This is a genomic window from Methylobacterium sp. Leaf399 (genome assembly GCF_001424525.1).
In the GTDB taxonomy this organism is placed as follows: domain Bacteria; phylum Pseudomonadota; class Alphaproteobacteria; order Rhizobiales; family Beijerinckiaceae; genus Methylobacterium.
On sequence record NZ_LMQK01000001.1, the window covers coordinates 650,943 to 676,704 of the forward strand.

Here is a 25,762-nt window from a genome sequence, read left to right on the forward strand (position 1 = left end):
CGTGGAACCAGAGGTCATCGATGCCCACGACGTGCCAGGATGTAGATCGCAGGGACGCTTCCGAACAGGTGGCCGTCGAGCGCGCGATCGCGGAATTGCGCGCCGGCCGTCCGGTCGCCGTCCTCGGGGCGAGGCCCGCCCTCGTCGCCTGCGCCGAAACGGTGGACGCGGCCCTGGCCGCCTTCCTCTCCGGGCTGGATGCGCCGGTGCACCTGGTGCTGCCGGCCCCGCGCCTGCGCCGGCTCGGGCTGCCCGAGCGTGCCGGCGCCGGCATCGTCCACCTCACCGCCGTCGAGCCCGAGCGGATCGCCCGGCTGGCGTTGCGGGTGGATGCCCGCATCGACGCCCCCGTGGCCCCGGCCACCCCCTTCGACGAGAGCGCCCTCGACCTCGCCCGCGCCGCCCTGATGCTGCCCGCCGTGGTGGTGGTGCCGCTCGCGGATGCGGCGGCCGTGCCGGCCCATCTCCTCACCCTCGACGAGGCGGCGATCGCCGCCTACCGCGGTGTCGGCGTGCGCATCGTCAGCCGCGCCCCGGTGCCCCTGGAGGGCGCCCTCGACAGCGAGTTCGTGGTGTTTCGCGGCGGCGACGGCCTGCGCGACCAGGTGGCGATCGTGGTCGGGCGGCCCGACCTGTCCGCGCCGGTGGCGGTGCGGCTGCATTCGGCCTGCCTCACCGGAGACCTGTTCGGCTCGCTCAAGTGCGATTGCGGCGACCAGCTGCGCGGCACCATCCACCGCATGTCCGAGACCGGCGGCGGCATCCTCCTCTATCTCGACCAGGAGGGCCGCGGGAACGGACTCGCCAACAAGATCCGCGCCTACGACCTCCAGGCCTGCGGCTTCGACACCTACGAGGCCGACGAGGCGCTCGGCTACGGGGTCGACCAGCGCCGCTACGATTTCGCCGCCGCGATGCTGCGCGGCCTCGGGGTGAACCGGGTGCAGGTGGTGAGCAACAACCCCGCCAAGATCGCGGCCCTGGCCGCGGCCGGGCTCGACGTGGTCGGCTCGCAGCGCAGCCTCGGCCGCGTCACCGCGCAGAACCTCACCTACCTCACGGTCAAGCGCGACCGCACCGGCCACGCGCTCGGCCGCGACATCGCCGAGCGCCTGGAGGCCACGGTGACGTGAGGGCCTGGCCCGCCGGTGCCGCTTTCCAGCCCTCGCGCAGGCGGCCATAGGGCGGGGCCCGCCGCGCGCGTCGAGGCCCGGCCCGGGCCTTCGCGAGCGGCGACGACGGAGACCGGCGATGATCCTGCGACGTGATGCGACCCTCGCCCTGGCGGCGATCGCCTGCATCGCCATCCCCTCCCGGGTGCTGCCGGCCGCGGCCGGCGGCGAGACCTGGGTGCTGCCGGCCGCGGCCGGCAGCGCGACCTGGGCGGTCGAGGGCAAGCTGTTCGGGGAGCCGAAGAAGGACAGGGCCAAGCCGGGCCGGGTCGACAAGGACGACGTCAAGAAGTCCACCGACGTGAGCGGCCTCGCCTGCGCCACCACGGTCGGCTTTCCGCGCACCTGCCTGATCGCCGACGATCAGGCCCAGGGCGTGCAGATCGTCATCCTCGAGGACGGCCGGCTCCTGGCCGGCGACTTCATCCGCCTGACCGACGAGACCCATGGCGACAGGGCCCTCGACCTCGATGCGGAGGCCGTCGCCTACGCCGACGGCCTGTTCTACGTCGTCGGCTCGCACGGCCGGCCGCGGCACACCGACGGCGGCCCCGACGACCCGAGCAGCAACGCCAGGGCGGCGGCATCGCGAAAGCTGTTCCGCCTGCGGATCGACCCGGCCGCGGTCGACGCCAGGGGACGGTTGACGGGACCGGTGGCGGTCACGGCCTCCACCGCCCTGCCCGGCCTCCTGGCCGCGGAGCGGGCGCTCCTGTTCGACCAGCCCCTCAAGAAGGACGGCCTCAACATCGAAGGCGCGGCGGTGAAGGGCGGCCGGCTCTATGCCGGGTTCCGTGGCCCCCTCGTCGGCGGCAGGGCGGCGATCCTGTCCGTGCCCCTCGGCGTCCTGTTCGAGGGCGAAATCGGCAAGGCCGAGGTGACGACCGTCGACCTCGGTGGCGCACGCGGGGTGCGTGACCTCGTCACCTTCGGCGACGGCTTCCTCGTCCTCGCCGGCCCGGTGCAGGACCCGGCCGACGGCAGCGTCGCCGACGGGGATTACGCGGTCACGTGGTGGGACGGGGCGGGACGTACCAAGAGCCTCGGCGCCGTTCCCTCCCTTGGCCCCAAGGTGAAGCCGGAGGCGCTCCTGCCCCTCGGCGAGGCCGACGGCCGGCTGCGGCTCCTGGTCCTGTTCGACGGCCCCGACGAGGGGGGCCCGCGCGTCGTCGAGGTCGACGCCCCCTGACGATCCTGCCCGGCGGGGAGAGGACGAAGGGCGGCAGGACCGATACCGATCCGGCCGCCCCGGTCGCGCGATCCCCCGGGAGGGATCAGCCATGGCCTACCACTGGTAGCGGATGCCGGCCCGGCCGCCGCCGCCGAGCAGGTCCTCGCCGATGCGGTAGTCGGCCCTCAGGAAGCCGGACAGGCCGGTGGTGAGGTTGAGGAAATTGATCGAGGCCTGGATCTCGCCCCGCGCCTTGTTGACGTTGGTGAGGCCCGTGAGGCGGGTGCCGCCGCCGAAGGTGGCGGTGGTGCCGGACTCGGTGAAGACGTTGTAGACGAGGCCGGTGATGCTCGGCTCGACCCGGATGTTGTCCTGCACGAACTCGGTTCCGAGCCGGGCGCCGATGCGGCCGCGGAAGGCGTCGCCGTCCTGCAGCGGCACCGCGTTGGCGGCGAGCACCGGCGTGCGGTCGAACACCGTCGACACGTATTCGAGGCCCGCCGTCGGCTCGATGTAGAGGGCGTTGGGCAGGTCGAACCGGTAGCCGATGTTGCCCAGCACGTTGTAGTTCTGCAGGCCGGTCGACTGGCGCACGCCCGGCGCGGTGATGTCGAGGCCGAGCAGGTCGGTCTTGAACAGCGTGTCGGCGAAGAAGCCGCCCTTCAGGTAGGTGGCGTAGGCGCCCACCGTGCCGCCGTCGTAATCCTGGCGGCCCGCCTGCTGGTTGAGGCGGACGTTGGCGGTGGTGTAGCCGCCCATGACGCCGAGGATCAGGCCGTCGTCCGGCGCGGTGACGCCGCTGATGACCACGTCGGCGCCCGCCAGCAGGCCGCCGGTGGCCTGGCTGTAGCCGAGGTCGCGCCCGAAGTTGGCGCCCCCGAAGGTGAGGGTGCTGAAGCCGGTGCGGCGCTCCATGTCGCCGAAGGCGCGCGCCCAGACGGCGGGCTTCACGTTGCTGGGCGGGGCCGGCGCCACGATCCTGGGGGCGATCGGGTCCTTGCTCACCAGGGCCGCGTATTGGCCGAGCGGCGCGTATTGCGTCATCTGCGGCAGGGCCGGGGCCGAGCCGGCGGCGGCGCGCTGCGCGTCGCCGCGGATCTGGGTGACGCGGTCGAGGATGGCGGTGCCGCCCTGGAAGGCGATGCTCTGGGCGGCCAGGACCGCCGTGGTGCCGGATTGGCCCACCGCGCTGGGCACCGTGACGAGGGAGACGGTGCTGCCGCCTTCCGTGCCGAGGGCGCCGGTGAGCAGCGCCACGTCGAGGGCGCCGAAGCTCTGGACGTTGGCGATGCCGAAGGCGCCGGGGCTCACCGCCCCGTTGACCTGCACGAGCACCGGCGAGGTGGTGAAGGCCTGCCCCGGCGTGAGGTTGAGGAGGTTGAGGCCGGTGGTGCCGCCGGCGCTTCCGGTGATCACCAGGCGGTCCGAGGAACTGGTCTGGGTCGAGACGTCGAGGTTCACCCGGCCGTTCTGGCCGACGTAGTTGCCGTTGATGGTGAGGCTGTCGCCGGCCCGGCCGTTCTGCAGGTCGATCGTGCCCGCGTTGGTGAAGGTCGCCGCCGAAACGGCGGAGGCGCCGCTCGCCCGTACCACGCCCGAGGCGTTGGTGAAGCTCGACAGGCCGGCCAGGGTCACGTCCGGACCGAGGTTGACGATGCCGGCGTTGGTGAGGCTGCCGCCGCCGAAGGTGCTGGTGCCGAGCGGGTTGAAGATCCCCGAGGTGTCGTTGCCGAAGCTCGACCCGGCCGAGAGGGCGACGCGGCCGGCGATCGTGCCGGCGTTGACGACCTGCGTCGCGCCGCGGCTGGCCGTGGTGTCGATCGCCAGGGCGGCGTCGACGAGGCCGGAGTTGTAGACGGTCAGGGCACCGACCGCCGGGGGGACCAGCCCCTGGGCGGTGGCGTCGAGGACGGCCGCGTCGATGCCGACCGACGCGGTGACGGTGCCCGCGTTCACGACCGTGACGGCACCGCCGACGGTGCGGGCGTAGATGCCGGCCGTGCCTGCGGGCACGAAGCGCGCGAAGTCGCTCGGCAGCGTCGCCAACTGCGCCGTGTTGACCTGCGTCGGCAGGGTCGCGTCCTGGGTGAGGGTGCCGCGGTTCGTGATCGTGACGGGGCCGAACAGCCCGCCGGCGGCGAGACCGAGCTTGCCGAAGGTCACCTGCCCGGAGTTGGCCACCCCGACGCCCGCGCGGGAACCGGCGGCGATGCCCACCGTCGCACCCTGGATCACCCCGTCGTTCGTCGCCACCGCGTTGCCGCGGGTGGAGCCGGCGGCGATGCCGATGGGCGCCGTGAGGGTGCCGGCGTTGGCGACCTCGACCGAGCCGGTCCCGGCCCGCGCCACGATGGCGGCGGTGCCGGCCTCGATGGTGCCCGCGTTGGCGACGGTGGCCGAGCCGGCGCCGCCCTGGGTCTCGACCCGGATACCGGCGCCCGCCGCCGATACGATGCGGGCGCTCGAATCGACGGTGACGGCGACGTTGCCGCCCTGCGAACCGCCGGCCGTCGCCGCCATCACCAGCAGCGCGTCCTGCCCGGCCGCGGCGGTGATGGTGGTGTTCTGCAGGACGTTGAGGGTGAGCGCCCCGGTCGGCGTATAGAAGATGCCGCCGCCGTAGACCCCGCGCGGACCGCAGTTGGCCAGCGTCGTGGTCGAGGCGTTGTCGCCGGCCGAGCAGAGCCGGGCGAACAGGACGCCGCCGTTGCGGACGGGGAACAGGAACTGGCCCGGGGCGCCGCCGTTCGACGCGGTGGCGAGGGCGAAGGGGCTGCCGTCGAGGTAGTAGCCCGGCACCAGCGCGCCCGGCAGCTGGTAGTAGGTGCCGTCGACGCCGGTGCCGGCCGAATAGCCCACGGCCGCGGAGGTGCCGCCCAGGCCGTTGGTGCCGCCCGAGGCGTCGCCGGTCTCGAACTGGATGCTGCGGTAGTTGTAAGTGATGTCGAAATTGCCGGCGCCCGTGTCGGAGCGCTCCGTCAGCACCACCTGGAAGGTGTTGAGCTTGTCGGCCTTCGACGCGAAATAGCCCACGGCCGGCCAGGTCGCGCCGAAGGCGGTGCGGCCGGCATAGGTGCCGGTGCCGTAGGCGGTGACGCCGCTGGCGGCATTGGTGGTGTCGATGTCGGCGAAGAACGGCGCGATGATGGGGGCGCCGCGATAATCGGCGTCGAGTCCGGTGGGCGTGTAATCGCTGAGCGGCCGGCCGAAGGTCACGTTGCCGTTGTTGTTGACGTAGATCTGCGTGTAGTTGCCGCCGAAGAAGTTGGCCGTGAAGGGCAGCGTCACCGGACCGCTGGAATTGTCGTCCCCGCGCGGGACCTGGGTCTGGTCGAAGCCCGGCGCGATGCCCTGCGCGGTGGCCTCGGATGCCGTCACCAGCGCCATCGCCAAGGGCAGGACCGCCAGGGATACGCCTGCGAGAAGGCTGGCCCGCAAGGCGCTCCGACGCGAGGCCGATCGGTCGGCGCGTCCGCCCGGTGCGGTAATGGCGTGAGAATGCATCGTCTGGTGCCCTTTGACCTCGCCAAGACTGTACAGCCAGGTATCCGGATTTTGGTGACGAAACGCCTTAACGATTCTAAACCACCTTGAATTTCCAAGACATGTTGCCATGGCGCCACAAACGCTGTCTCGCCGGGCGAAGACAGAACTTGAGCCGGCCCCGGAAATTCCAACGCAGTCGTTCCGGCGGAGGGTTGCGCGCGAAGACCGGCGAACACCACGCCGACGCCAGCCGTGCGGTGCCGAGACCCTGAGGGCCGCGGGATGATTCGCAATCGGCGATTCGGGGACGCGGGCAATTCCGGCGCGAACGCCGACCGACCGTCTCCGGTGCGTCGTGCCATTTCCGATGGATCACTCGTACCATTTCCGGGTGATCACTTCGTGATGCGGAAATGGGCTTCGCTCAGGCGCTGCGCGGGCTCGGTGATACGGAAATGGGCTTCGTCCGGGCGCCGCGCGGGCGGGCCGGTCCGGCCACCGCGGTCATCGAGCGCTGGCCGTATCAGGGCATCCGGCTCATGGCGCGGACCGCGCCGATCTCGGCGGGCGTGACGCTCGGGGCCGAGGAGGCGGTGGCGCGCACCGGGGCCGAGCGGGTGTAGGTGGACAGGGCCGGCACCTTCGGGGCGGCGCGCACCGGCGCCACGATCTTGTAGGTGGGCCTGGGAGCCGGACGGGCGGCCTCGCGCGGAGCCGGGCGCACGACCTCGCGCGGAGCGGGGCGGCGGACCTCCCGCTCCACCGGCGGCGCGACGACCTTGCGAGCCGGCCGGACATCCTCTTCGATCTCCGCCGGGCGCGCCGCCTTGCGGATGCGCGGGGCCGGGTCGACCGCCACCGGGGCCGCCTTGCGCGGCAGGCAGACGCTGTCGCTGAGCACGGTACCGTTCGGGCAGGTCACCTTCACGCAGACCTCGCCCTGCTGCTCGCTGCCGGTGGGGCAGATCATCGGGCAGATCCGGCCGCTGTAGCCGTTGAGATCGTCCAGGGTGAGCTGGTCGGGCAGGGTCGAGGCGATGCGGATGGAGCGGTTGGGGCCGTTGCCGGTCAGCTCGGCCTTGGCCTGATCCGTCTTGGCTTGGTCCGTCTTGGCCTGATCCGTCTTGGCCTGATCCGTCTTGGCCCGATCGGCGCGCTTGGCGGCGGCGTAGAACCGGTCGAGGGCCGCCATCGAGTGCCGGCCCCACGAGGCCTCCGGCGGCTCGGTGTAGCAGCCGAGTTCGGTCAGGCGGCGCTGGACCGCGCGCTGGACCTCGCCCGGGTTGCCCGGAACCGTCGCCTTGACGTCGCCGATCTCCTTGAGGTCGAGGCTGGCATAGGCGGTGTGGGGCAACTTGGCGGTGTCGGCCTGGGAGGCGGGCGCCCGGTCGGCGGGCGCCCGGTCGGAGGGGGCGACCACGGCCTTGGCCGCGTCCATGGACAGGGCAAAGCCCCCGGCGGCGGCGACCGGCTCGACCGCCGCGATCCTGGAATCCACCACGGCCGCCATGCGGACCACCTCGGCGTCCGCCGCCAGACGAGCCTGCTCTTGCCGGACCTGTTCTTGCCGAACCGCGGCGACCTGAGCCGCCGCCTCGGAGGCGATGCGCAGTTGATCGGCGCGGGCGGTCTCTTCCCGGCGCGACTGCTCGGCGGCGGCGACCCGTGCGGCCTCCTCGCGGCGCGTCTGTTCGATCGCCGCCAGCCGGGCGGCCCTCTCGGCGTCCGCCCTGGCCTGTTCGATTCTGGCCTGTTCGGCCTTGGATTGCTCGATTCTGGCCTGCTCGGCTCTCGCCTGTTCCTGCCGGGCGGCCTCGTCGCGGCGCTGCTGTTCGGCGGCGGCCACGCGCGCGGCTTCGGCCTTCACCTGATCCAGGCGGGCCGCGTCCTCGCGGCGCTGGCGCTCGGCGGCGGCGACCTGTGCGGCGGCGACCTGTGCGGCCTTCTCGGCCTTGGCCTGCTCCTGCCGGGCGATCTCGTCGCGACGCGCCTGCTCGAGGGCGGCGAGGCGGGCGGCCTTCTCGGCCTCGACACGGGCCTGTTCGATCTTGACCTGTTCGATGCGCGCGGCCTCGTCGCGGCGCTTCTGCTCCAGGGCAGCCAGGCGGGCGGCCTTCTCGGCATCCGCGCGGGCCTGGTCGATCCGGGCCTGTTCCTGCCGCGCCAGCTCCACGCGGGCAGCCTCGTCGCGGCGCGCCTGCTCGGCGGCGGCGAATTGGGCGGCCTTCTCGGCCTCGATCCTGGCCTGTTCGACGCGGGCGGCTTCGTCCCGGCGCTTCTGCTCGGCGGCGGCCAGACGCGCCGCTTTCTCCGCCTCCGCTTTGGCCTGTTCCTGGCGGGCGAGGCGCGCGGCCTCTTCCCGGCGCAGGATCTCGGCGGCGGCGAGGCGGGCGGCCTTCTCGGCGTCCAGGCGGGCCTGCTCCTGCCGGGCGCGCTCCTCGCGCCGGATCGCCTCGCGGCGGGCCTCCTCGTCCTGCCGCTGGGCCATCAGGCGGGCGAGCTCGGCCTGATTCTGCTCCTCCTCGCGGCGCGACTTCTCCATGCTGAGGCGGGCCTGCTCGCGGTGGTTCTGCTCCTCCTCGCGGCGGGCCCAGAGCTGCCGCTCATGGGCGCGGCGCTCCTCCTGGCGGCGGTTCTCGGCCTCCTGCTCGGCGTAGCGGGCCTGGTTCTCCAGGAGCTGGATGCGGATGCGCGCCGCATCGGCGAGGAAGCTCGCCGGGAACTTCTCGATGAAGGCGGAGAGGTCGGCCACCACGTTGCTGTTGCGCAGGCGGCTCCAGGCCTGGGAGTCGGTCTCGGCCCGGTTGAGGAACACCTCGTCGGCGTAGGAGCGCGAGAACTCGGGCAGCTGCTTGCCCTGCGTCGCCTTCTTCACCGCCACCGCCACCCGCTGGAACACCTGCCCGACCTCGAGGCCGGATTCGGCCAGGGACTTGGCCAGCGCCTCGGCATAGGGGCTGTTGCGGCCCTGGCCGTCGAAGGCGACCTGGTTGGACTGCGTGGCGTAGGCGATGATCAGGCCGTCGCGGCCCACCACCCGGGCGAGCCCGGTGCCGCTGCCGCGCTTGACGCCCTCGGTGAGCGGCAGGTTGCGGCAGGCGTCGAGGATCATGATCCGCGCGCCGCGGGAGTTGTCGAGGGCGCCGATGACGCTGTCGACGGAGATCGTCTCGAACGGGATGTCGAAACCGTCCTTCAGCTGCGCGTCCGTCGGCACCAGGAAGTTCTGGTTCTGGTACTGCAGGCCGTGGCCGGCGTAGTAGACCACCGCCGTCTCGGCGTCGCTGGCCGCGCGGGAGAACTGCGCCAGCCGCCGGTCCATGTCGCGCTTGCTGAGGTCGCGGCCCTCGATGACCGTGAAGCCGATCTGCCGGAGGACGGCGGCGATGTCTTCGGCGTCGTTACTCGGGTTGTCGAGCTTGCCGAAGCTGGCGTAGGCGGCATTGCCGATGATCAGGGCGACGCGCTTGCCGGTCTGGGTCTGCGCAACCGCCGCCGATGCCCACATCGTGAGCAGGAGGACGAACAGCGCTGGCAGCACCTTCTTCATGGGCCTCATCAGTACACGCCGGGTCGCACGCCGATCAAGTGACCGGGCGCACCGCCAAGAGATTTCCGCGGCCCGCGCCGGCGCCGAGTCACCCGAACATTGAATTGCCGCGGAGGATCGGCCGCCAAACCGGGGTGATCGTTGCAACGGCGCCGCCCAACACATCATAAGATCGGCTTGGCGAAAGCGCGGCGGTGGTGGAATCTGTTGCGTGATTCGCATGCGCTCCGCATCGACGAGGTTGGGGAAGACGCATGGTCGAAGACCCGTGGTCGTAGTCCGATGACGATCCGCCCCGCCTGGATCGCCGCCTCCGGCCTCGCCGGGGCCGTAGCCGCGGCCGCGGCGTGGCCGCTCCTGACGGGCGTCCTGGCGGGGCATGTCCGGGACCGGCTGGCCCGTGAGACGGGGCTGGACTGGCGGATCGGGTCCGTCGCGCTCGGAGCGGGCCCGAGCCTCGTGCTGTCCGACGTCGGCGCCGGGCGGGCGGGCGCCGGCCTCGGGCTCGACGTCCGCAAGGTGCATCTCTCCGGGCCGTTCGCCCTCGTCATGGGCGGGGCCGGGGCGCTGCGGGTGCGCGTCGAGGAAGCCCGCCTGCGGCTGCCCCTCGACGGGGAGCCGGCCACGCCCAGGGCGGGCGGCGAGGGGCAGCCGGGGCTCTCGGCCCTCGCCGGCGGCGCCAGGATCGAGGCCTTCGACCTGTCCGCGGACGGGCGCAGCCTGTCGGTGACGGTACCGGCCGCCGACCTCACCCTCGATCTCGATTCAGGCCCGGTGCCGGCGGGGGCGACCTACCGGCTCGATCTCGACGCCGGCGGCCATCGCCTGGCACTGGCCCTCGATCCCCCCGCCGGATCGGGCCGGCCGCTGCGCCTCACCCTCGAACCGGGCGGCCCCTCCGGCCGCCGTGGCACGATCGCGGGCAGCCTGCGCCTCGAGGGCCGCCGGGTCGCCCTCGACCGCCTCACGGGCACCCTCGACGGTGCGGCTCTCTCGGGCGACCTGCTCTGCGACCTGCCGGCGGGCGCCTCCGCCAAACCGCGGATCGCGGCGGACCTGCGCCTCGACGCCCTCGCCCTGGCGCCGGAAGGATCCTCCACCCGGGTGCCCGCCGGCCTCACCGTGCCCGTCCCGGTCGGCATCCTGCCCGATCCGCGCTGGTTCGCGGCCGTGGAGGGGGAGGGCCGCATCGCGCTCGGGCGCCTCGTCCTCGGGCCGGCCCGGATCGAGGGCGTCGCCGTCACCGCCAAGGTGGGCGCGGGCGTCCTCGAGGCCGGGCTCGCGGCGGCCCGGGCCTACGAGGGGACGCTGAAGGTCCGCTACGCCCTGGCACCGGCCGGAACCGCGGGCCGTCACCGCCTCGGCCTCACCCTGACGCAGGGGCAGGTCCGCCCCCTGCTCGGCGACCTCCTCGGGATCGCCGCCATCGACGGGCGCCTGACCGCGAGCCTCGACATCGAGGCCGTGGCCGCCCGCCCCGAGGACGTCCTGCGCGCGGCCACCGGCTCGGCGGACATGAGCGTCACCGACGGCACCCTGGAGGGCTCGGAGCTCCTCGCCGTCCTCGCCTCCCTCGGGCAGGAGCGGGGGAGCGCGGCCACCCGCTTCAGCTATCTCGGCGGGCGCCTGCGCATCGCGCAGGGAACCGGCGTCACCGAGGGGCTGTCCCTGCGCTCGCCGCTGATCGAAGCCGGCGGCAGCGGCAGCCTCGATCTCGTGGGCCAGACCCTGGACCTCACCTTCCAGCCCAGGGTCACGCCCCAGCGCGGGCGCCGGCCCGGCCGCGGGCTCTCCGTCCCGGTGCGGGTGACGGGGCCCTGGCGGGACCCCGCGGTCTCCGCCGACATGGCGGGGCTGCTCGACGATCCGGCCGGCGCGATGGAGGCGTTGCAGGACCTCGGGACCGGGCTGTTGGGCGGCCCAAGTGCCACCGGAGGCAAAAGTGCCACCGGCGGCGGCCAAGGCGCCACCGGCGGCGAACTCGGCGGCTTCCTCGACGCCATCCTCCCAAGGTCGCGCCCGGACGCCCCCGTCCCGCGGCGACGCTGAAACCTTCACGATCGAGATCTCCAGGATCATGACGATGCCTCATCCCCGGTCCCCGGGTCGCACCCGCCTCGCCGCCGTCGCGGGCCTCCTGCTCGGCCTCCCCGCCGGCATTGTGCAGGAGACAGGCGCTCAAGAGACCAAGGCGCCCTCGGGCCTGTCGGTGAGCGTGCGCGCCGCCCGCGGCGTCTGCTTTTCCGACCGGGTCGAGGTCACCGGCGTGCTGGTGGCGCGCCAGGAGGTCGACGTCGGCCCCGAGCGCGAGGGCCTGAAGGTGACGCAGGTGCTGGTCGAGCCCCTCGAGAAGGTCGCCGCCGGCCAGTCCCTGGCCAACCTCGGCCCGATGGAAGGGGTGCCCGGCACCGGGACGACGGTGCGCTCGGGGGTCGCCGGCACCGTCCTGCGCAGCGAGGCCCGCGTCGGATCGCCGGTGTCGCCGCGCCAGGAGCCCCTGTTCCGCATCATGGCCGGCGGCGAGGTCGACCTGCAGGCGGACGTGGCCCTGGCCGACCTGCCCAAGCTCGCGGCCGGGCAGGCGGTGACGATCGCGCCCCTGGGCCTTGCCGACGTCGCCGGCCGGGTCCGCCGGGTCGACCGCGGCATCGATCCGGCGAGCCAGCTCGGGCGGGCCCGCATCGCCCTGGCCGCCACCGACGCCGCCCTGCGGGTCGGCACCTTCGCCCGCGGGGTGATCGTGCTGGCCGAGCGCTGCGGCATCGGCGTGCCCTATTCCGCGATCCAGTACGAAGCCGACGGCACCATCGTCCACACCGTCGAGGACGACCGGGTGGTGACCCGCCAGGTGACCACCGGCCTGCTGTCGGGCACCGACGTCGAGATCCTGACGGGGCTCACCGAATCGGACACGGTGGTGGTGCGGGCCGGCGCCTTCCTGCGCGACGGCGACAGGGTCAACCCGATCCTGCGGCGCGAGGCGGCCGGCGGTTCCGGGCCGCGCTGAGCCTCATACCCAATCGCGATGAGACCGACCTATCGGTCGAACTCATCGCGGTTCGGCGGACGCCCGCCGCCGCGCAGTCGCGCGGGCAGACCTCGCTGGGTCGGGCTCATTGGGGGTCTGGCATCAGGCGCCCGCCCCCGGCCCGCCGGGCGCCGGGGCATGCGCCTCGGTCCCGGCGGCGGTCTTGTGCGGCCGGTCGACCAGCCCCGCGATCCTCCGGCCGAGGCGGGTGAAGAGGTCGCCGACCCGGGCGACCACGACGAACATCGCCGGCACGAAGATCAGCGACAGCAGCGTCGAGAAGATCAGGCCGCCGATGATGGCGATGGCCATGGGCGAGCGGAACTCGCCGCCGATGCCGAAGGCCAGGGCCGAGGGCAGCATGCCGGCGACCATGGCGATGGTGGTCATGACGATCGGCCGCGCCCGCTTGCGGCCGGCATCGATGATCGCCTCGTCCCGCGGCATGCCGTGGCGGATCGATTCCACGGCGAAGTCGATGAGCATGATCGCGTTCTTCGTCACGATGCCCATCAGCATCAGGATGCCGATCCACACCGGGGTCGTGAGCTGCTTGCCGCTGATCATCAGGGCGATGACGGCCCCGCCCAGCGACAGGGGCAGCGAGAACAGGATGGTCAGCGGCTGCAGGAACGACCCGAACAGCAGCACCAGCACCGCGTAGACCATCATCAGGCCACCGCTGATCGCCTGGGCGAACCCTTCCGAGAGTTCGTTGAGGCTCTCGGCGTCGCCCGACTGGCTGATGGTCACCCCCTTGGGCAGGGACTTCATCACCGGCAGCGCGTCGATGCTCTTGAGGGTGTCGCCCAGCGCCGCCGAGCCGAGGAGGTCGGCCTCGACGCTGGCCTGGCGCTGGCGGTCGTAGCGGCTGATGTTGGTGGGCCCCTGCTGGAAGTCGAGGTCGGCCACCGCCGAGAGGGGGATGCTGCCGCCCCGCCCCATCGGCACCCGCAGCTGTTCGAGGACGTTGCGGTTGAGCCGGGCGCGGTCGTCGAGCTGGACCCGGATCGGGATGAGCCGGTCACCGGCGTCGAACTTGGCCAGCGCCGGCCCGACGTCGCCGATGGTGGCCACGCGGATGGTCTCGGCCAGGAGCTCGGGGGTCACCCCGAGGCGGGCGGCCAGATCGAGGCGGGGCCTGATCTGCAGCTCGGGCCGGTCGAGGGTGGTGCCCGAGATCACGTTGGCGACGCCGGGGATGCGGCGCATCTGGCCGGCGAGCTCGTTGGCGACGTTGGCGACGATGCGCGGATCGAACCCGCGCACCACCAGTGCGATGGCGCGCAGGCCGTTCTCGTCCACGAAGTAGTAGCGGATGTCGGGCACCTGGCGCAGGCGCTTGCCGATCTCCTGCTCCAGCTCGCGCTGGGTGATCGAGCGGTCGGCCTTGGGCGTGTAGTTGACGATGAGCGAGGCGCGCCGGAACTCGGTGGGCTCCCTGGGCACGCGGCCGCCGTCCACGAACACGCTGCGCACCTGCGGCAGGGCGCGGATGGCGGTGACGATCTCCTCGGTGGTCGCCTCCGTGTCGGTGAGCTGCGAGCCCGGCGGCAGTTCGAGCGCCATCACCGAGCGCGAGGTATCCTGCGCCGGCAGGAAGCCCTGGGAGAGCAGGCCGAGGCTGGCGATGGAGGCGGCAAAGAAGCAAAAGCCGATCAGCACCGTCACCAGCGACCAGCGCACCGAGAGGGTGACGAGGCGGGTGTAGGCGCGCAGGATCGGGCCCGGCGGCTTCTCTGGCTTGGTGTGCGGCTTCATGAGGTAGGCCGCCAGCATCGGCGTCACGAATCGCGCCGCCAGCAGCGAGAACAGCACCTGCACCGCCACCGTGATGCCGAACTGCTTGAAGAACTGCCCGGCGATGCCGGACATGAAGCTCGCCGGCGCGAAGATCGCGATGATGGTGAGGCTGATGGCGATGACCGCGAGCCCGATCTCGTCGGCGGCCTCGGAGGCCGCCTGCAGGGCGGGTTTACCCATGCGCATGTGGCGCACGATGTTCTCGATCTCGACGATGGAATCGTCGACGAGGATGCCCGTGGAGAGAGTGATGGCGAGGAAGCTCACGAGGTTGAGCGAGAACCCGAGCATGTCCATCGCCCAGAAGGCGGGGAAGATCGACAGCGGCAGCGAGACCGCGACGATCACCGTGGCGCGCAGGTCCCGCAGGAACAGGAACACGATGATGACGGCCAGGATCGCCCCTTCGAACAGGGTGTGGATCGCCGCGTCGTAGTTGCCGAGGGTGAACTCCACCGAGGAATCGATGAGCGTGAGGTCGAACTCCGGGTTCTCGGCCCGCAGGGTGTCGACGCGGGTCTGCACGGCTTTCGCCACCACCACGTCGCTGGCGCCCTTGGCCCGCTTGATGCCCACCGCCACCACCGGCTCGCCGTTGAGGCGGGCGAAGGTGCGCCGGTCGGCGATGGTGTCGGTGACGATGCCGAGATCGATGAGCCGGACCTCGCCGCCGGTGGGCAGGGCGATCATCACGCCCGAGAGCTCGTCGATGGTCTTGGCCGCCGCCAGCGTGCGGATCGCCTGGTCGCGGCCGCCGATCTCGGCCCGGCCGCCGGTGACGGTGACGTTGGTGCCGCGCAGGCGCCGGCTCACGTCCACCGCCGAGAGGCCGAAGGCCTGGAGCCGGTCGGGATCGAGGGAGACCAGCACCTCGCGCGAGACGCCGCCGATGATCTCGACCTGCGCCACCCCCTTCACGTCCTGCAGCGAGGACTTGACGGTGTTCTCCATGAACCAGGAGATCTGCTCCGGGCTCTTGCCCGGCGCACGCGCCGCATAGGTGACGATCGGCAGGCCGACCACGTCGACCCGCTGGATCAGCGGCTCCTGCACGCTCTGGGGCAGGTCGGAGCGGATGCGGGTGATCGCGTCCTTGACGTCGTTGAGGGCCCGGTCGGTGTTGGTCTCGAGCCGGAAGGCGATGGTGGTGACCGAGAGGCCGTCGGTGATCGAGGAGGCGATGTGGCGCACGCCTTCGACGCCGGAGACGCCGTTCTCGACGACCTTGGTGACCTGCGTCTCGATCTCGGCGGGGGCCGCGCCGAACTGCGTCACCACCACCGAGATCAGCGGGATGTCGGCGCTCGGCAGGCGCGTGATCGGCAGCCGGACGAAACTCGCCCAGCCCAGCGCCAGCAGGATGATCGAGAACACGATGGACGGCAGCGGCCGCTTGATCGCCAGCGAGGAGACGTTGAGCGACATTCAGCGGTTCCTACCGTCGTTCTTGCCGTCGTTCTTGCCGGTGTGACTGCCCGCGTTCTTGCCGTCGTCCCGGCTCACGACCGGCGTGACGCGGTCGCCCGGCCGCACGGCGGTGCCGGCATCGACCACCACGAGCTCCCCCTCGGCGAGGCCGTCGCGGATCTGGATGGTGGTCTCGTCGGACAGGCCGGTGCGGACCCGGCGGCGCTCGACCTTGGTGCCGTTGAGGATCTGCACGCTGGTGACGCCGTTCTGGTAGACCACCGCCGAGCGCGGCACCGACAGGCCGCAGTCACGCGCGGTCTCGAGGACGGCGCTGGCGAACTGGCCCGGGCGCAGGGCCGAGGCCGGCTCGATCGTGAGGCGGGCGCGGCCGAGCTGCGAGGCGGGGTCGACCTCGCTCACCGGCACGCGGACGGTGCCCTTGGCCTCCAGGCCGGGGCCGTAGACGATGCGGGCCACCGTGCCGGTGCGGATCTTGGTGGCATAGGGGCTCGGCACGTCCACGAGCAGGTCGATGCCGCCCTCGCCGGTGATGCGCACCTGCGGCTCGGGCACGCCGCCGGGGCCGGTGGGCATCGCCGCGCTCGTGGCCATGCCGACGCGGGCGGTGACGCGGGTGACGGTGCCGGCGATGGGCGCGCGGGCGCTGACGCCGGCCGGGCGTCCCTGCGACGCACCGCCCTCCTCCGCGCCGAGGAGGGAGGCGCGCAGAACCTCCTGACCGCTCGTCACCCTGTCGCCCTCGGCGACGAGGACCTGGGTGATGCGGTAGCCGTCCAGCGCGAGGCTGGTGCCGCTCTCCTCGCGGGCCAGCGCGAACCCGGTGATCCGGATCTGCTCCTGAATGCAGGCCTGGCCGGCACGGATGCCGATGACGGTGGTGCCCTCGGGCGTGCTCTCGGCACGGGCGGCCGACGTCGCCAGGGCGAACAGGCAGAGCCCGAGCGCGATTCGCGCGACCCCTCCGCCAGGGCCCGGGACACTCCCGCCCCGCCCGGGACGACACGCGACGCTGGAGGATTGCACGGTTGGGTCCGGCCTTATGCGACGACTGGGGTGAGGGCGCCCGCCGACCCCGCGGGCGCCTGCCCGCGGGGTCGGGACGCGGGTGTCCTAGCGGGCCGCGGTCTTCACCTGGAGCAGGTTCACGGCCTGGACGCGCCGGTTCTCCATGGCGAAGGGCGCGGCCTGGTTCTTGAGCTTGGTCTTGCCGTAGCCGACCGCGATCAGGTTCTCGGCCGGCAGCTTGTAGGTCGCCACGAGGTAGCGCTTGACCGCCTCGGCCCGGCGCTCGGAGAGCGTCTGGTTGGCCGCGTCAGAGCCCTTGGCGTCGGTGTGGCCGGCGATCACGAAGGTCTGGTTGGCGAGTTCCGGCTTCGAGAGCGCCTTGCCGAGGGCGTCGGCGTTCCGGAGGGCCTCGCCGCGCAGCGCGTCGGACCGGAAGTCGAACTCCATCACGAGGTCGATGGCCGGCTTGTCGGCGGCCACGGTCTTGAGCTTCTCCCGCGCGCTCGCGCTCAGGTCGCGGCTGCTCTTGTTGCGCAGGGTATCGACGAAGACCTCGTCGCCGCTCGGCGCGACCCGGGTCGGGGCGCCGATGGACAGGCTGCGGGTCTTGGGCGGCGACAGGGCCTTGAGGATCTCGTCCTCCGTGACCTGCTGCGCCTGGACGGGCGCCACCGAGGCCAGGAAGGCGACGGCCATCAACCCGATCACACCATGGGAGAGTTTCGAGAAAGTGGTCATCTCAGCCTCCGAAGTCGCGCTGTCGATGGACGTGCAACACCGTGTTCTTCCCACGCCCCCAGGCAGCGATCAACAGCATTCGCCCGGTTTTCTCAGACCTTCCGCGCCCTCGGCGAGGGAAATGTGCAGGCTTGCACAGAGGAGACGCCTCGTAGGCCATGTCATCGCGAGTCATGTGCGCCGGCGCATCGCCGGTCCTCATCATTCCCGCCCCCGGCGGCCGGCCGATCTGCTGCGGATCGGGCCTTGGTGATTCGGGTCGCCGGACGATCCGACCGCGCGAATCAGGTTTCGCGATCGCCAAAGCAGATTTCGTGAGGACACCATGCTGGGCCGCACGGCCATCGCGGTCGACCGGCGACGGCCGGGGCCGGCCGCGACGGCGCAGCGGGCGTTTCGCGAGGGACGTTCAGCGCAGCCCGTATTGCGCGAAGTCCTTGTCGATCATCGGGTTGAGCGCCAGCGCCCGGGTCAGGTCGTCGTTGGCCTGGGCAGACTGGCCGAGGCGGGAGCGGGCGATGCCGCGTCCGTAGAGGGACGAACTGTGGGTCGGCGCCAGCCGCAGGGCCGCGTCGTAGTCCTGGATCGCCGCCTGGAGGGCATCGGCCTTGAGGTTGACGAAGCCGCGGCTGTCGAGGGCGTCGACGAAGCCGGGCTTGAGCTTGAGGGCGTCGTTGCAGTCGGACAGGGCCTTGCGCAGGTCGTTGTTGATGGCCCGCACCCAGCAGCGGTTGTTGAGGGCCTCGGGACTGGAGGGCTCCAGGCGGATGGCCTGATCGAAATCCGCGATGGCCGCGGGATAGTCGTCGCGCTGGGCGTGGAACTGGCCGCGCTCGTAGAAGGCGGTGGCATCGCGCGGGTTGCGGGTGATGCGCGCGTCGAGGGAGGCCTTCCGCTGCAGTTCGGCCATCGAATAGGTCTTGGGGGGCGAGCGCCAGGGTACCGGCGGTGATGGCACCGACGGTGCGGGCTCGGCCGCGGGCGCAGGAGCAGGTGGCGGGGGCGGCGCGGCGGCCACCGGCTTCTCGGGCTCGCGCGGCGGGCGGGCGGTGCCTTCGACCCTGGCCAGTTCCGCCCGTGCGGTCTTGGCGAGGGGCCCCGAGGGATGGCGCTTGAGGAAACCTTCCAGCGCGCCCTTGGTGCCCTTGGCCATGGCGGCATTGAACTCGCGCGCGGTCTCCTCCTCCGCCGCCACCATGGCGTCGATGTCCTTGTCCTGCAGGGTCGCGGTCGGCTTGGCGGCCTTGTCCTTCGCCGGGGGTTCCTTGGACGACCCCTCTTTGGCGGCTCCCTCCTTGGGTTGCACCTCGGGAGGACGGGCCGCCGGTGCGGGCCTGTCCTCGACCTTGGCCATGGGGGCGGCCGGCCTCACCCAGGCCGGATCGAACCCGAACGGCTCGGTCGTTCCCGCGATCAGGGCGGGCTTCTGCTGGTTGCGGCTCGCGCGGGCCACCGCCTCGGCCGTGGCCGCCAGCGCCTGTTCGGCGCTCGCCTCCGGCACGGCGATCTGGCGCACCAGTTCGGTGGCGAACGGGCTCGTGGCCGCGCGCGTCTCCACGAGGACGCTGCCGGGGGCCGCCGACTGCAGTTCGAGGGTGCGCGGGCCCGGCTTCGGCTCGGCCAGCCCGGCCGAGAAGCTGCGGAAGCGCCGCTCGAACGGGTTGCGGCGGGCGGCGTCGAGGATCAGGATCCGGGCGCCGGCCCCGCGCCTGTCGAGGTCGGCCAGGACCGTGTCGAGGGCGATGCCGTCGCGCTGCACGTCGGGCTCGCTCCAGATCCGCGCGTCCACGGGAACGAGGTAGTTCCTGCGCCCGGCCTGGATGCCGTAGCCGGCGAAGTAGACCAGGGCCACCGCGCCGGTCTCGACCTTGCGCACGAACCGGTCGATGGCGGCCTGGAGGGCGGCCTTGTCGAGGTTCTCGCCCGTCTCGACGGCGAACCCCTTGCGCTTGAGCTCCTCGGCGAGGAGGCGCAGGTCGCCCGGCGGCGTCGCAAGGGCCGCGTCGCTGTCCGGATAGACGGCGTTGGCGACGAGCAGGGCCTGGCGCTGGCGGGACACGCCGCCGGCCGTGGCCGGAGTCGAGGTCAGCGACACCGATGCCAAGAATCCCGGCACCAATCCCGGCACCACGATCAGTCCGGTCGCCAGAACGCGTGTCGCCGCAACGAGTAGACGTCCAAACATGCGGTGCTCTGCTCAAAAGCCTGCCCGTCCTGATACGCATCGAAACGGGGATTTCGCAATAGCGTCGCAGTCCGTCCACACGCCGTCCCGGCGAACTGAGCAATCCTCGCGAATCCCCGGCGGCAAAACCGGGCGCCGGACCGGCCCCAAACCTGCGCAAACCTCGCTCTTCACTTGAGCCGGGGCCTTGACACGGGCCGCCCGAAAGCGTGCGTGGCGCCAGACGCATGGGCCATCCCGGTCTCGGCCTCGGACCCCGTTGCGCAGCGAAAGGCCGGGAGCATGCGGGGTGCGGGGCTGCGAGGTGTGGGGCTGCGGGGCGCGGGGCTGCGGGGCGCGGGGCCGGAGCGATGAAGCGCACCATCGCGGCGATCCTGGCCGCCGACGTCGCGGGGTATTCCCGGCTGATCGCGCAGGACGAGGAGGACACCCTCCGGCGCCTGGCCGACCACACCGCCCTCTACCGGGGGCAGGTGTCCGAATTCGGCGGCCGGGTCTTCAACACCGCGGGCGACGCCATCCTCGCCGAGTTCCCCAGCGCCGTGGAGGCCCTGCGCGCCGCCATCGCGATCCAGCGGGAGCTCGGCCGCCGCAACGACGCGCTTCCCCCCGAGCGGCGGCTGGCCTTCCGCATGGGGCTGACCATCGGCGACGTGGTGGCGGTGGAGGGCGACCTCCTCGGCGACGGCGTCAACGTCGCCGCGCGCCTCGAGGGCATCGCCGAGCCCGGCGGCATCTGCCTGTCCGCCTCGGTGCACGAGGCGGTGAGCAATAAGGTGCCGGTGCAGTTCCGCGATATCGGCCCGCAGCGCCTCAAGAACATCCCGCGCCCCGTCCATGCCTACCGGGTGGTGTGGCCGCAGGAGGCCGCCGCCGCGGGGTCGGTGCGCGACCGCTTGCGGCGGAGCGCGCCGGCCCGCCGCTGGCTCCTGGTCCCGGCGCTGGCCGTGCCGGCGGCCCTGGCGCTCGCCCTCCGGGCCGGTCCCCTGCCGTGGCGGGACGATCCCGCCGATCCGCCGGGCGATCCCGTCGTCACCGAAGCGCTGCCCGTGAGCGTCATCGCGGCGCGACACCTCTGCTTCAAGGACGAGGTCCGGCTCGGGGGCGTGGTGGTGCCGCGCCGCGAGATCGAGGTCCGGCCCGAGGGCGAGGGCCTGCGCGTCCTCACCGTGGCGGTGGAGCCCCTGGCCAGGGTCGCCGCCGGCCAGGTGCTGGCCACCCTCGGGCGCCTGCACGGGCCGGAGCAGCCGCCGGTGACCTTGAGGGCGCCGGCCTCGGGGGTGGTCGGGCGGGTTTCGGCGACGCCGGGGGCGCCCGTCACCGCCGCCGGCCCGGCGCCGTTCCAGATCGTGGCGCAGGGCGAATTCGAACTCGCCGCGGAGGTGCCGTTGTCCGACCTCGGCCGGATCGCGGCGGGCCAGCCCGCCACCGTCACGCCGCTCGGCCTGCCCGAGAGCCGCGGCCGGGTCCGGACCGTGTCGGCCTCGGCCGAGGGCGCCTCGCAGTCGGGGCGCGTGCGCATCCAGATGGCGGAGGCCGGCGAGCCGCGCCAGGGCACCTTCGCGCGCGCGGTGGTGACGGTGGAGGAACGCTGCGGCACGGCAATACCGGCCTCGGCCGTGATGATCGGCGAGGAGGGCCGCTTCGTCTACCGGGTCGAGGACGGCCGGATCGAGCCGCGCCTCGTCACGATCGGACTGTCGGCGGGTGGGGACGTCGAGGTGCGCGGCGGCCTCGAGCGGAACGACGTCGTGGTCGCCCGCGCCGGCGCCTTCCTGCGCGAGGGCGCGGCGATCCGGCCGATCCGCGTCGAGGCCGGACGAGCGGCCGATTGAAGAGCCCGACACCCGTGCGTCCGGCGTAAAAACCCCCGCGAGGACAGAACATCCGCGCCTGCGTGCTGCCCCGCACGGAGCCGTCGACTGGCGAGACCGGATCGACGATTCACGGTTGACCGCCAACTCTTGCACGATAACGTCGCTCCCATGAACAGGTCGACCCGCGGTCGTCCGGTCATCTTGTCCGCACCCCGTCGGGAGCGGGAATGGCGTGTCGAAACGTCGGGAGGTCGGAATGAAGACAGTGGTGATGGCCTGTGCGGGATTGATCTTCGGCATCGGCACGTCGGCGGGGTTGGCGCAGGGCACCACCCTGCAGCGCGCGGCCTGTACCCCGGACGTGTTCAAGTTCTGCAGCGGCGACATCCCCAACGTCGAGCGCATCACCACCTGCCTGCGGCAGAAGAAGGCCAGCCTGAGCTCCGGCTGCCAGGCGGTGTTCAACGGCCTCGAACAGACCAGGGTCGCCACCCGCTCGATCGAGACCGGGACCGACACCTCCGCCTGGTGCGCGCCGTCGGACCCGATGGCGAGCGGCTACGAACTCTGGACGGCGTGGTGCCGGACGGGCGCCGCCGAATAGCCGCCTTGTCGATAGGACATCTCGGTCGATGCAAGGTCTCGGCCGGGCCCGGTCGCGGCGAATCGAATGATCGCCCGTCCCGTCCGCGCTCTCGCAAGACGATATGAACCATTTTGCGAGCCGGGCATTGATTTCGTGCGGCGGTGACCCGCCGGTAACGGCGATGCCCTCCAATCCGAGACGGACCACGACTCCGTCGTGTCACCCGACATCCGGGTCCGTTCCGCAGTCAGGAAGCAATCAGATGGTGTCCTTCAGATCGACGGCCGTGACCTTGTCCCTCGTGCTGCTGGGAGCCGTCTCGGCGGCACCGGCCCTGGCGTGCACCACCGGCTGCGAGATCGCCCGCCAGAACCCCTGCCTGTGGGACGACGCCTGCCGGCCCCGCCTGGTCCCGCAGCGGGTGGCCGCGGCCCGCTGGGATGCGTTCCAGCCCGTCGCCCTCAGGGCGTTCTCCCGCATGGACGTCGAGGCGGTGCGCCTGTTCCAGCGCATGCCGTAGGCGGGAAAGACCATGCCGTAGGCGGGAAAGACGACGCCGGGTCGACCGGCCCGGTCCGACCGCGGGCGGGCTGCCGCCCCGCCGGTTCGACTCCAGGAATCGGAAACATGCCCGAAGGCCGCGTCTCGCCGACCCTCTCCCAACCATGACGTGGCGATGGCCGAGGCTGGGCCCGCGCCTCGATCCATCGTGGATCTTTGATTCGGTGTCCGCTCGAATCGAGTGGGAACCGTATCATCGAGCCTGCGCGGCGCCTGAGCGAAGCCCATTTCCGCATCACGAAGTGATCAACCGGACATGGGATGAGGCCCGCTCTCCCGGAACGGACGGGGGAGGCCGAGGGGCCGGCGCGAAGCCCCCATCCCCACGCAAGCTTGCCCGGCCAGAACGCCTCCCTTGAGACGTGGGACACCCATGTCGGGACATGAGGGAGCATCATGGCTGCGATCGAGGCGATCGTCCCGGAGCGCAAGTCGCAGCGCGACATCGGGTTCGCGCTCGGCATCGTCGCGATCCTGGCGATCCTGTTCCTGCCGGTCCCGGCCATCCTCCTCGACATCGGGCTCGCCTTCTCCATCGCCCTGTCGGTACTGATCCTGATGGTGGCCCTGTGGATCCAGAAGCCGCTCGAATTCTCGGCCTTCCCCACCGTGCTGCTGATCGCGACCCTGCTGCGGCTGGCGCTGGGCATCGCCACCACCCGCCTCATCCTGGCCAACGGTCACCACGGCGTCGGGGCCGCGGGTCACGTCATCGAGGGCTTCTCGCAGTTCGTCATGAGCGGCGACTTCGTGATCGGCATCGTCGTCTTCCTGATCCTGATCACGGTGAACTTCCTCGTCATCACCAAGGGCGCCACCCGCATCGCCGAGGTCGGCGCGCGCTTCACTCTCGACGCCATCCCCGGCAAGCAGATGGCCATCGACGCCGACCTCAACGCCGGCCTCATCGACGACAAGGAGGCCCAGCACCGCCGCCGGGAGCTGGAGGAGGAGAGCTCGTTCTTCGGATCGATGGACGGTGCCTCGAAGTTCGTGCGCGGCGAGGCCATCGCCTCGCTCATCACCATCGCCGTCAACGTGTTCGGCGGCATCATCATCGGCACCACCCGCCACGGCATGCCGCTGGGCCATGCGGCGGACGTGTTCACCAAGCTCTCGGTGGGCGACGGGCTCGTCTCGCAGATCCCGGCGCTGATCGTGTCGCTGGCCGCGGGCCTCCTCGTCTCCAAGGGCGGCACCAAGGGCACCGCCGAACAGGCGGTGATCGGCCAGCTCGGCGCCTATCCGCGCGCGCTGTGGGTGTCCGCGTTCCTGATGCTGATGTTCGCCCTGGTGCCGGGCCTGCCGTTCCTGCCGTTCATGGTGCTCGCGGGCCTGATGGCCTTCATCGCCTACGCGATCCCCAAGAAGCTCGCCGAGGAGAAGGCCATCGTGGTGGCCAGAGCCGCGGCCGAGCAGGAGAAGAAGGACGTCGCGGCCCGCGAATCGGTCAAGGAGTCGCTCAAGACGCCCGAGATCGAGGTCTGTCTCGGCCGCCAGGTCTCGTCCCAGATCCAGACCGCCCATTCCGAGCTGTCGCACCGGGTCGCCAAGATGCGCCGCAAGTTCGCGCGCCAATACGGCTTCGTGGTGCCCGAGATCAAGCTCACCGACAGCCTCGCCCTGGCGCCCAAGAGCTACCAGATCCTCATCCACGGCACCGTCGCCGCCACCCAGGAGATCCGCCCCGGCGAGCTCCTGGTGGTGGTGGGCGACGGCCCGTCGCCGGACGTGCCCAGCGATCCGGTGCGCGAGCCCGCCTTCGGCATGAAGGCGCATTGGGTGCTCGAATCCTACGGCGCCGAGGTCCGCCGCGGCGGCTTCGAACCCATCGACGGCGCCTCGGTGCTGCTGACCCACCTCTCCGAGGTGATCCGCAACAACCTGCCCCAGCTCCTGTCCTACAAGGACATGCGCGGCCTGATCGACCGGCTCGATCCCGAGTACAAGCGCCTCCTCGAGGAGATCTGCCCGTCGCAGATCTCGTATTCCGGCCTGCAGGCGGTGCTCAAGCTCCTGCTCGCCGAGCGCGTCTCGATCCGCAACCTCCACCTCATCCTGGAGGCCATCGCCGAGATCACGCCGCACGCCCGGCGCGCCGAGCAGATCGTCGAGCACGTGCGCATGCGCATCGCCCAGCAGATCTGCGGCGACCTCGCCGAGAACGGCGTCCTCAACGTCCTGCGCCTCGGCGGCGCCTGGGACCTCTCGTTCCACCAGAGCCTCAAGCGCGACGCCAAGGGCGAGGTCATCGAGTTCGACATCGACCCGCGCCTCGTCGAGCAGTTCGGCACCGAGGCCGGCGAGGCGATCCGCACCCGGATGCGCGAGACCCACAACTTCGCCCTCGTCACCGCGCCCGACGCCCGCCCCTACGTCCGCATGATCGTCGAGCGGCTCTATCCGACGCTGGCGGTGCTCTCGCACCTGGAGATCGCGCGCGGCGTCGAGATCAAGTCCCTCGGGACGATCTCGTGACGGCACTGGCGCCCGACAGCTTCCTGTCGGTGTTCATGATCTTCTGCCGGGTCGGGGGCTGCCTCCTGATGATCCCCGGCTTTTCCAGCCCGCGCGTGCCGGCCCAGGTGCGGCTGCTCATCGCCCTCTCGGTGTCGCTGGCGCTGACGCCGCTCCTGCTGCCGCAGTTCCAGGGCAAGCTCGACGACAACCCCGCCACCACCCTGTTCTTCATCGTCAGCGAGAGCATCACCGGCCTCGTCATCGGCTTCCTCGGGCGGATCTTCTTCTTCGTGCTCGAGACGGTGGTGAACGCCGCATCCACCATGGTGGGCTTCGGCGGCATGCCCGGCGCGGTGGCCGAGGGCGTCGACCCGGTGCCGGCGGTGGAGGCGCTGATCATGATGTCGGCCGCCGCCCTGGTCTTTGCCGCCGACATGCACTGGGAGCTGTTTCGCGGCATCGTCGATTCCTACGCCCGCATCCCGCCGGGCCAGGGCGTCGGCTCGCAGACGGCCCTGGTGCGCATCGTCGACCAGATCGGCACCGCCTTCGTGCTCGGCCTCAGGATCACCTCGCCGTTCATCGTCTACGCGGTGGCGGTGAACCTGGCAGCGGGCTTCGCCAACAAGCTCACGCCGACGATCCCGGTGTATTTCATCGCGACCCCGTTCATCATGTTCGGCGGGTTGCTGATGCTCTACTACATCTCGAACGAGTTCATGATGCAGTTCCTGATCGGCTACGTCGACTACCTGCGCAGGGGCTGAGG

The 25,762-nt window shown here is 71.8% G+C and carries 15 protein-coding genes; 9 read left to right on the top strand and 6 right to left on the bottom strand.

Annotation, left to right across the window (positions count from 1 at the left end):
* The first annotated feature begins 20 nt into the window (after positions 1-20).
* A complete protein-coding gene (gene ribA, locus ASG40_RS03040) occupies positions 21-1,133 on the top strand; it encodes a GTP cyclohydrolase II RibA (RefSeq protein WP_055880227.1) in 1,113 nt (370 codons plus the stop codon).
* 118 nt (positions 1,134-1,251) lie between these two features.
* Complete coding sequence (locus tag ASG40_RS03045) at positions 1,252-2,361, top strand: DUF3616 domain-containing protein (protein WP_055880228.1); 1,110 nt, start codon at positions 1,252-1,254, stop codon at positions 2,359-2,361.
* A 96-nt stretch (positions 2,362-2,457) separates the two neighbouring features.
* On the opposite strand, the gene ASG40_RS22310 is transcribed toward ASG40_RS03045, so the two are convergent.
* Complete coding sequence (locus tag ASG40_RS22310) at positions 2,458-5,781, bottom strand: autotransporter outer membrane beta-barrel domain-containing protein (RefSeq protein ID WP_055880232.1); 3,324 nt, start codon at positions 5,779-5,781, stop codon at positions 2,458-2,460.
* 571 nt (positions 5,782-6,352) lie between these two features.
* Complete coding sequence (locus ASG40_RS21585) at positions 6,353-9,379, bottom strand: caspase family protein (protein ID WP_055880234.1); 3,027 nt, start codon at positions 9,377-9,379, stop codon at positions 6,353-6,355.
* Positions 9,380-9,661: 282 nt separating this feature from the next.
* On the opposite strand from ASG40_RS21585, the gene ASG40_RS03060 reads away from it, so the two are divergent.
* Positions 9,662-11,428: an AsmA family protein gene (locus tag ASG40_RS03060; RefSeq protein WP_055880237.1), complete on the top strand. Its 1,767-nt coding sequence runs from the start codon at positions 9,662-9,664 to the stop codon at positions 11,426-11,428.
* Positions 11,429-11,462: 34 nt separating this feature from the next.
* Positions 11,463-12,386 carry an efflux RND transporter periplasmic adaptor subunit gene (locus ASG40_RS03065; RefSeq protein ID WP_156387522.1) on the top strand — a complete coding sequence of 308 codons (924 nt, stop codon included), beginning with the start codon at positions 11,463-11,465 and terminating at the stop codon, positions 12,384-12,386.
* A gap of 123 nt (positions 12,387-12,509) precedes the next feature.
* Here the strand turns inward: ASG40_RS03065 and ASG40_RS03070 are convergent, their stop codons facing one another.
* The 4 genes from ASG40_RS03070 to ASG40_RS03085 all read right to left on the bottom strand — a co-directional run bounded on the left by ASG40_RS03070 (position 12,510) and on the right by ASG40_RS03085 (position 19,569).
* Positions 12,510-15,635, bottom strand: coding sequence for an efflux RND transporter permease subunit (locus ASG40_RS03070; protein WP_055880242.1), 3,126 nt, complete (start codon positions 15,633-15,635; stop codon positions 12,510-12,512).
* Positions 15,636-16,664 (bottom strand): efflux RND transporter periplasmic adaptor subunit, encoded by a 1,029-nt coding sequence (locus ASG40_RS03075; RefSeq protein ID WP_055880245.1) that lies wholly within the window; start codon positions 16,662-16,664, stop codon positions 15,636-15,638.
* An 87-nt stretch (positions 16,665-16,751) separates the two neighbouring features.
* Positions 16,752-17,384 carry an OmpA family protein gene (locus tag ASG40_RS03080; RefSeq protein WP_055880248.1) on the bottom strand — a complete coding sequence of 211 codons (633 nt, stop codon included), beginning with the start codon at positions 17,382-17,384 and terminating at the stop codon, positions 16,752-16,754.
* 409 nt (positions 17,385-17,793) lie between these two features.
* Positions 17,794-19,569: a caspase family protein gene (locus tag ASG40_RS03085; protein ID WP_082523858.1), complete on the bottom strand. Its 1,776-nt coding sequence runs from the start codon at positions 19,567-19,569 to the stop codon at positions 17,794-17,796.
* A gap of 350 nt (positions 19,570-19,919) precedes the next feature.
* Here ASG40_RS03085 and ASG40_RS21990 point away from each other — a divergent pair, with 350 nt between their 5' ends.
* The 5 genes from ASG40_RS21990 (at position 19,920) to fliR (ending at position 25,760) form a co-directional block, all read left to right on the top strand.
* A complete protein-coding gene (locus ASG40_RS21990) occupies positions 19,920-21,404 on the top strand; it encodes an HlyD family efflux transporter periplasmic adaptor subunit (RefSeq protein WP_055880253.1) in 1,485 nt (494 codons plus the stop codon).
* A gap of 238 nt (positions 21,405-21,642) precedes the next feature.
* Positions 21,643-21,990 carry a hypothetical protein gene (locus tag ASG40_RS21590; protein ID WP_200944184.1) on the top strand — a complete coding sequence of 116 codons (348 nt, stop codon included), beginning with the start codon at positions 21,643-21,645 and terminating at the stop codon, positions 21,988-21,990.
* A 268-nt stretch (positions 21,991-22,258) separates the two neighbouring features.
* The gene (locus ASG40_RS03100; protein WP_156387523.1) at positions 22,259-22,492 is read left to right on the top strand and encodes a hypothetical protein; all 234 of its coding nucleotides are present in this window, start codon (positions 22,259-22,261) and stop codon (positions 22,490-22,492) included.
* Positions 22,493-22,929: 437 nt separating this feature from the next.
* Positions 22,930-25,011, top strand: a complete 2,082-nt coding sequence (gene flhA / locus ASG40_RS03105; RefSeq protein WP_055880259.1) for a flagellar biosynthesis protein FlhA — start codon at positions 22,930-22,932, stop codon at positions 25,009-25,011.
* A complete protein-coding gene (gene fliR, locus ASG40_RS03110; RefSeq protein WP_274533814.1) occupies positions 25,008-25,760 on the top strand; it encodes a flagellar biosynthesis protein FliR in 753 nt (250 codons plus the stop codon). The genes flhA and fliR overlap by 4 nt, the downstream gene beginning before the upstream one ends.
* Positions 25,761-25,762: the final 2 nt, after the last annotated feature.

Excerpts from the sequence above, each read along its gene's own strand:
- ASG40_RS03080 (WP_055880248.1), bottom strand. The coding sequence starts at position 17,384 with ATGACCACTTTCTCGAAACTCTCCCATGGTGTGATCGGGTTGATGGCC.
- ASG40_RS03085 (WP_082523858.1), bottom strand. The coding sequence starts at position 19,569 with ATGTTTGGACGTCTACTCGTTGCGGCGACACGCGTTCTGGCGACCGGA.
- ASG40_RS21590 (WP_200944184.1), top strand. The coding sequence starts at position 21,643 with ATGAAGACAGTGGTGATGGCCTGTGCGGGATTGATCTTCGGCATCGGC.
- flhA (WP_055880259.1), top strand. The coding sequence starts at position 22,930 with ATGGCTGCGATCGAGGCGATCGTCCCGGAGCGCAAGTCGCAGCGCGAC.
- ASG40_RS21990 (WP_055880253.1), top strand. The coding sequence starts at position 19,920 with ATGAAGCGCACCATCGCGGCGATCCTGGCCGCCGACGTCGCGGGGTAT.
- ASG40_RS03070 (WP_055880242.1), bottom strand. The coding sequence starts at position 15,635 with ATGTCGCTCAACGTCTCCTCGCTGGCGATCAAGCGGCCGCTGCCGTCC.
- ribA (WP_055880227.1), top strand. The coding sequence starts at position 21 with ATGCCCACGACGTGCCAGGATGTAGATCGCAGGGACGCTTCCGAACAG.
- ASG40_RS21585 (WP_055880234.1), bottom strand. The coding sequence starts at position 9,379 with ATGAAGAAGGTGCTGCCAGCGCTGTTCGTCCTCCTGCTCACGATGTGG.
- ASG40_RS03065 (WP_156387522.1), top strand. The coding sequence starts at position 11,463 with ATGCCTCATCCCCGGTCCCCGGGTCGCACCCGCCTCGCCGCCGTCGCG.
- ASG40_RS03060 (WP_055880237.1), top strand. The coding sequence starts at position 9,662 with ATGACGATCCGCCCCGCCTGGATCGCCGCCTCCGGCCTCGCCGGGGCC.
- ASG40_RS03045 (WP_055880228.1), top strand. The coding sequence starts at position 1,252 with ATGATCCTGCGACGTGATGCGACCCTCGCCCTGGCGGCGATCGCCTGC.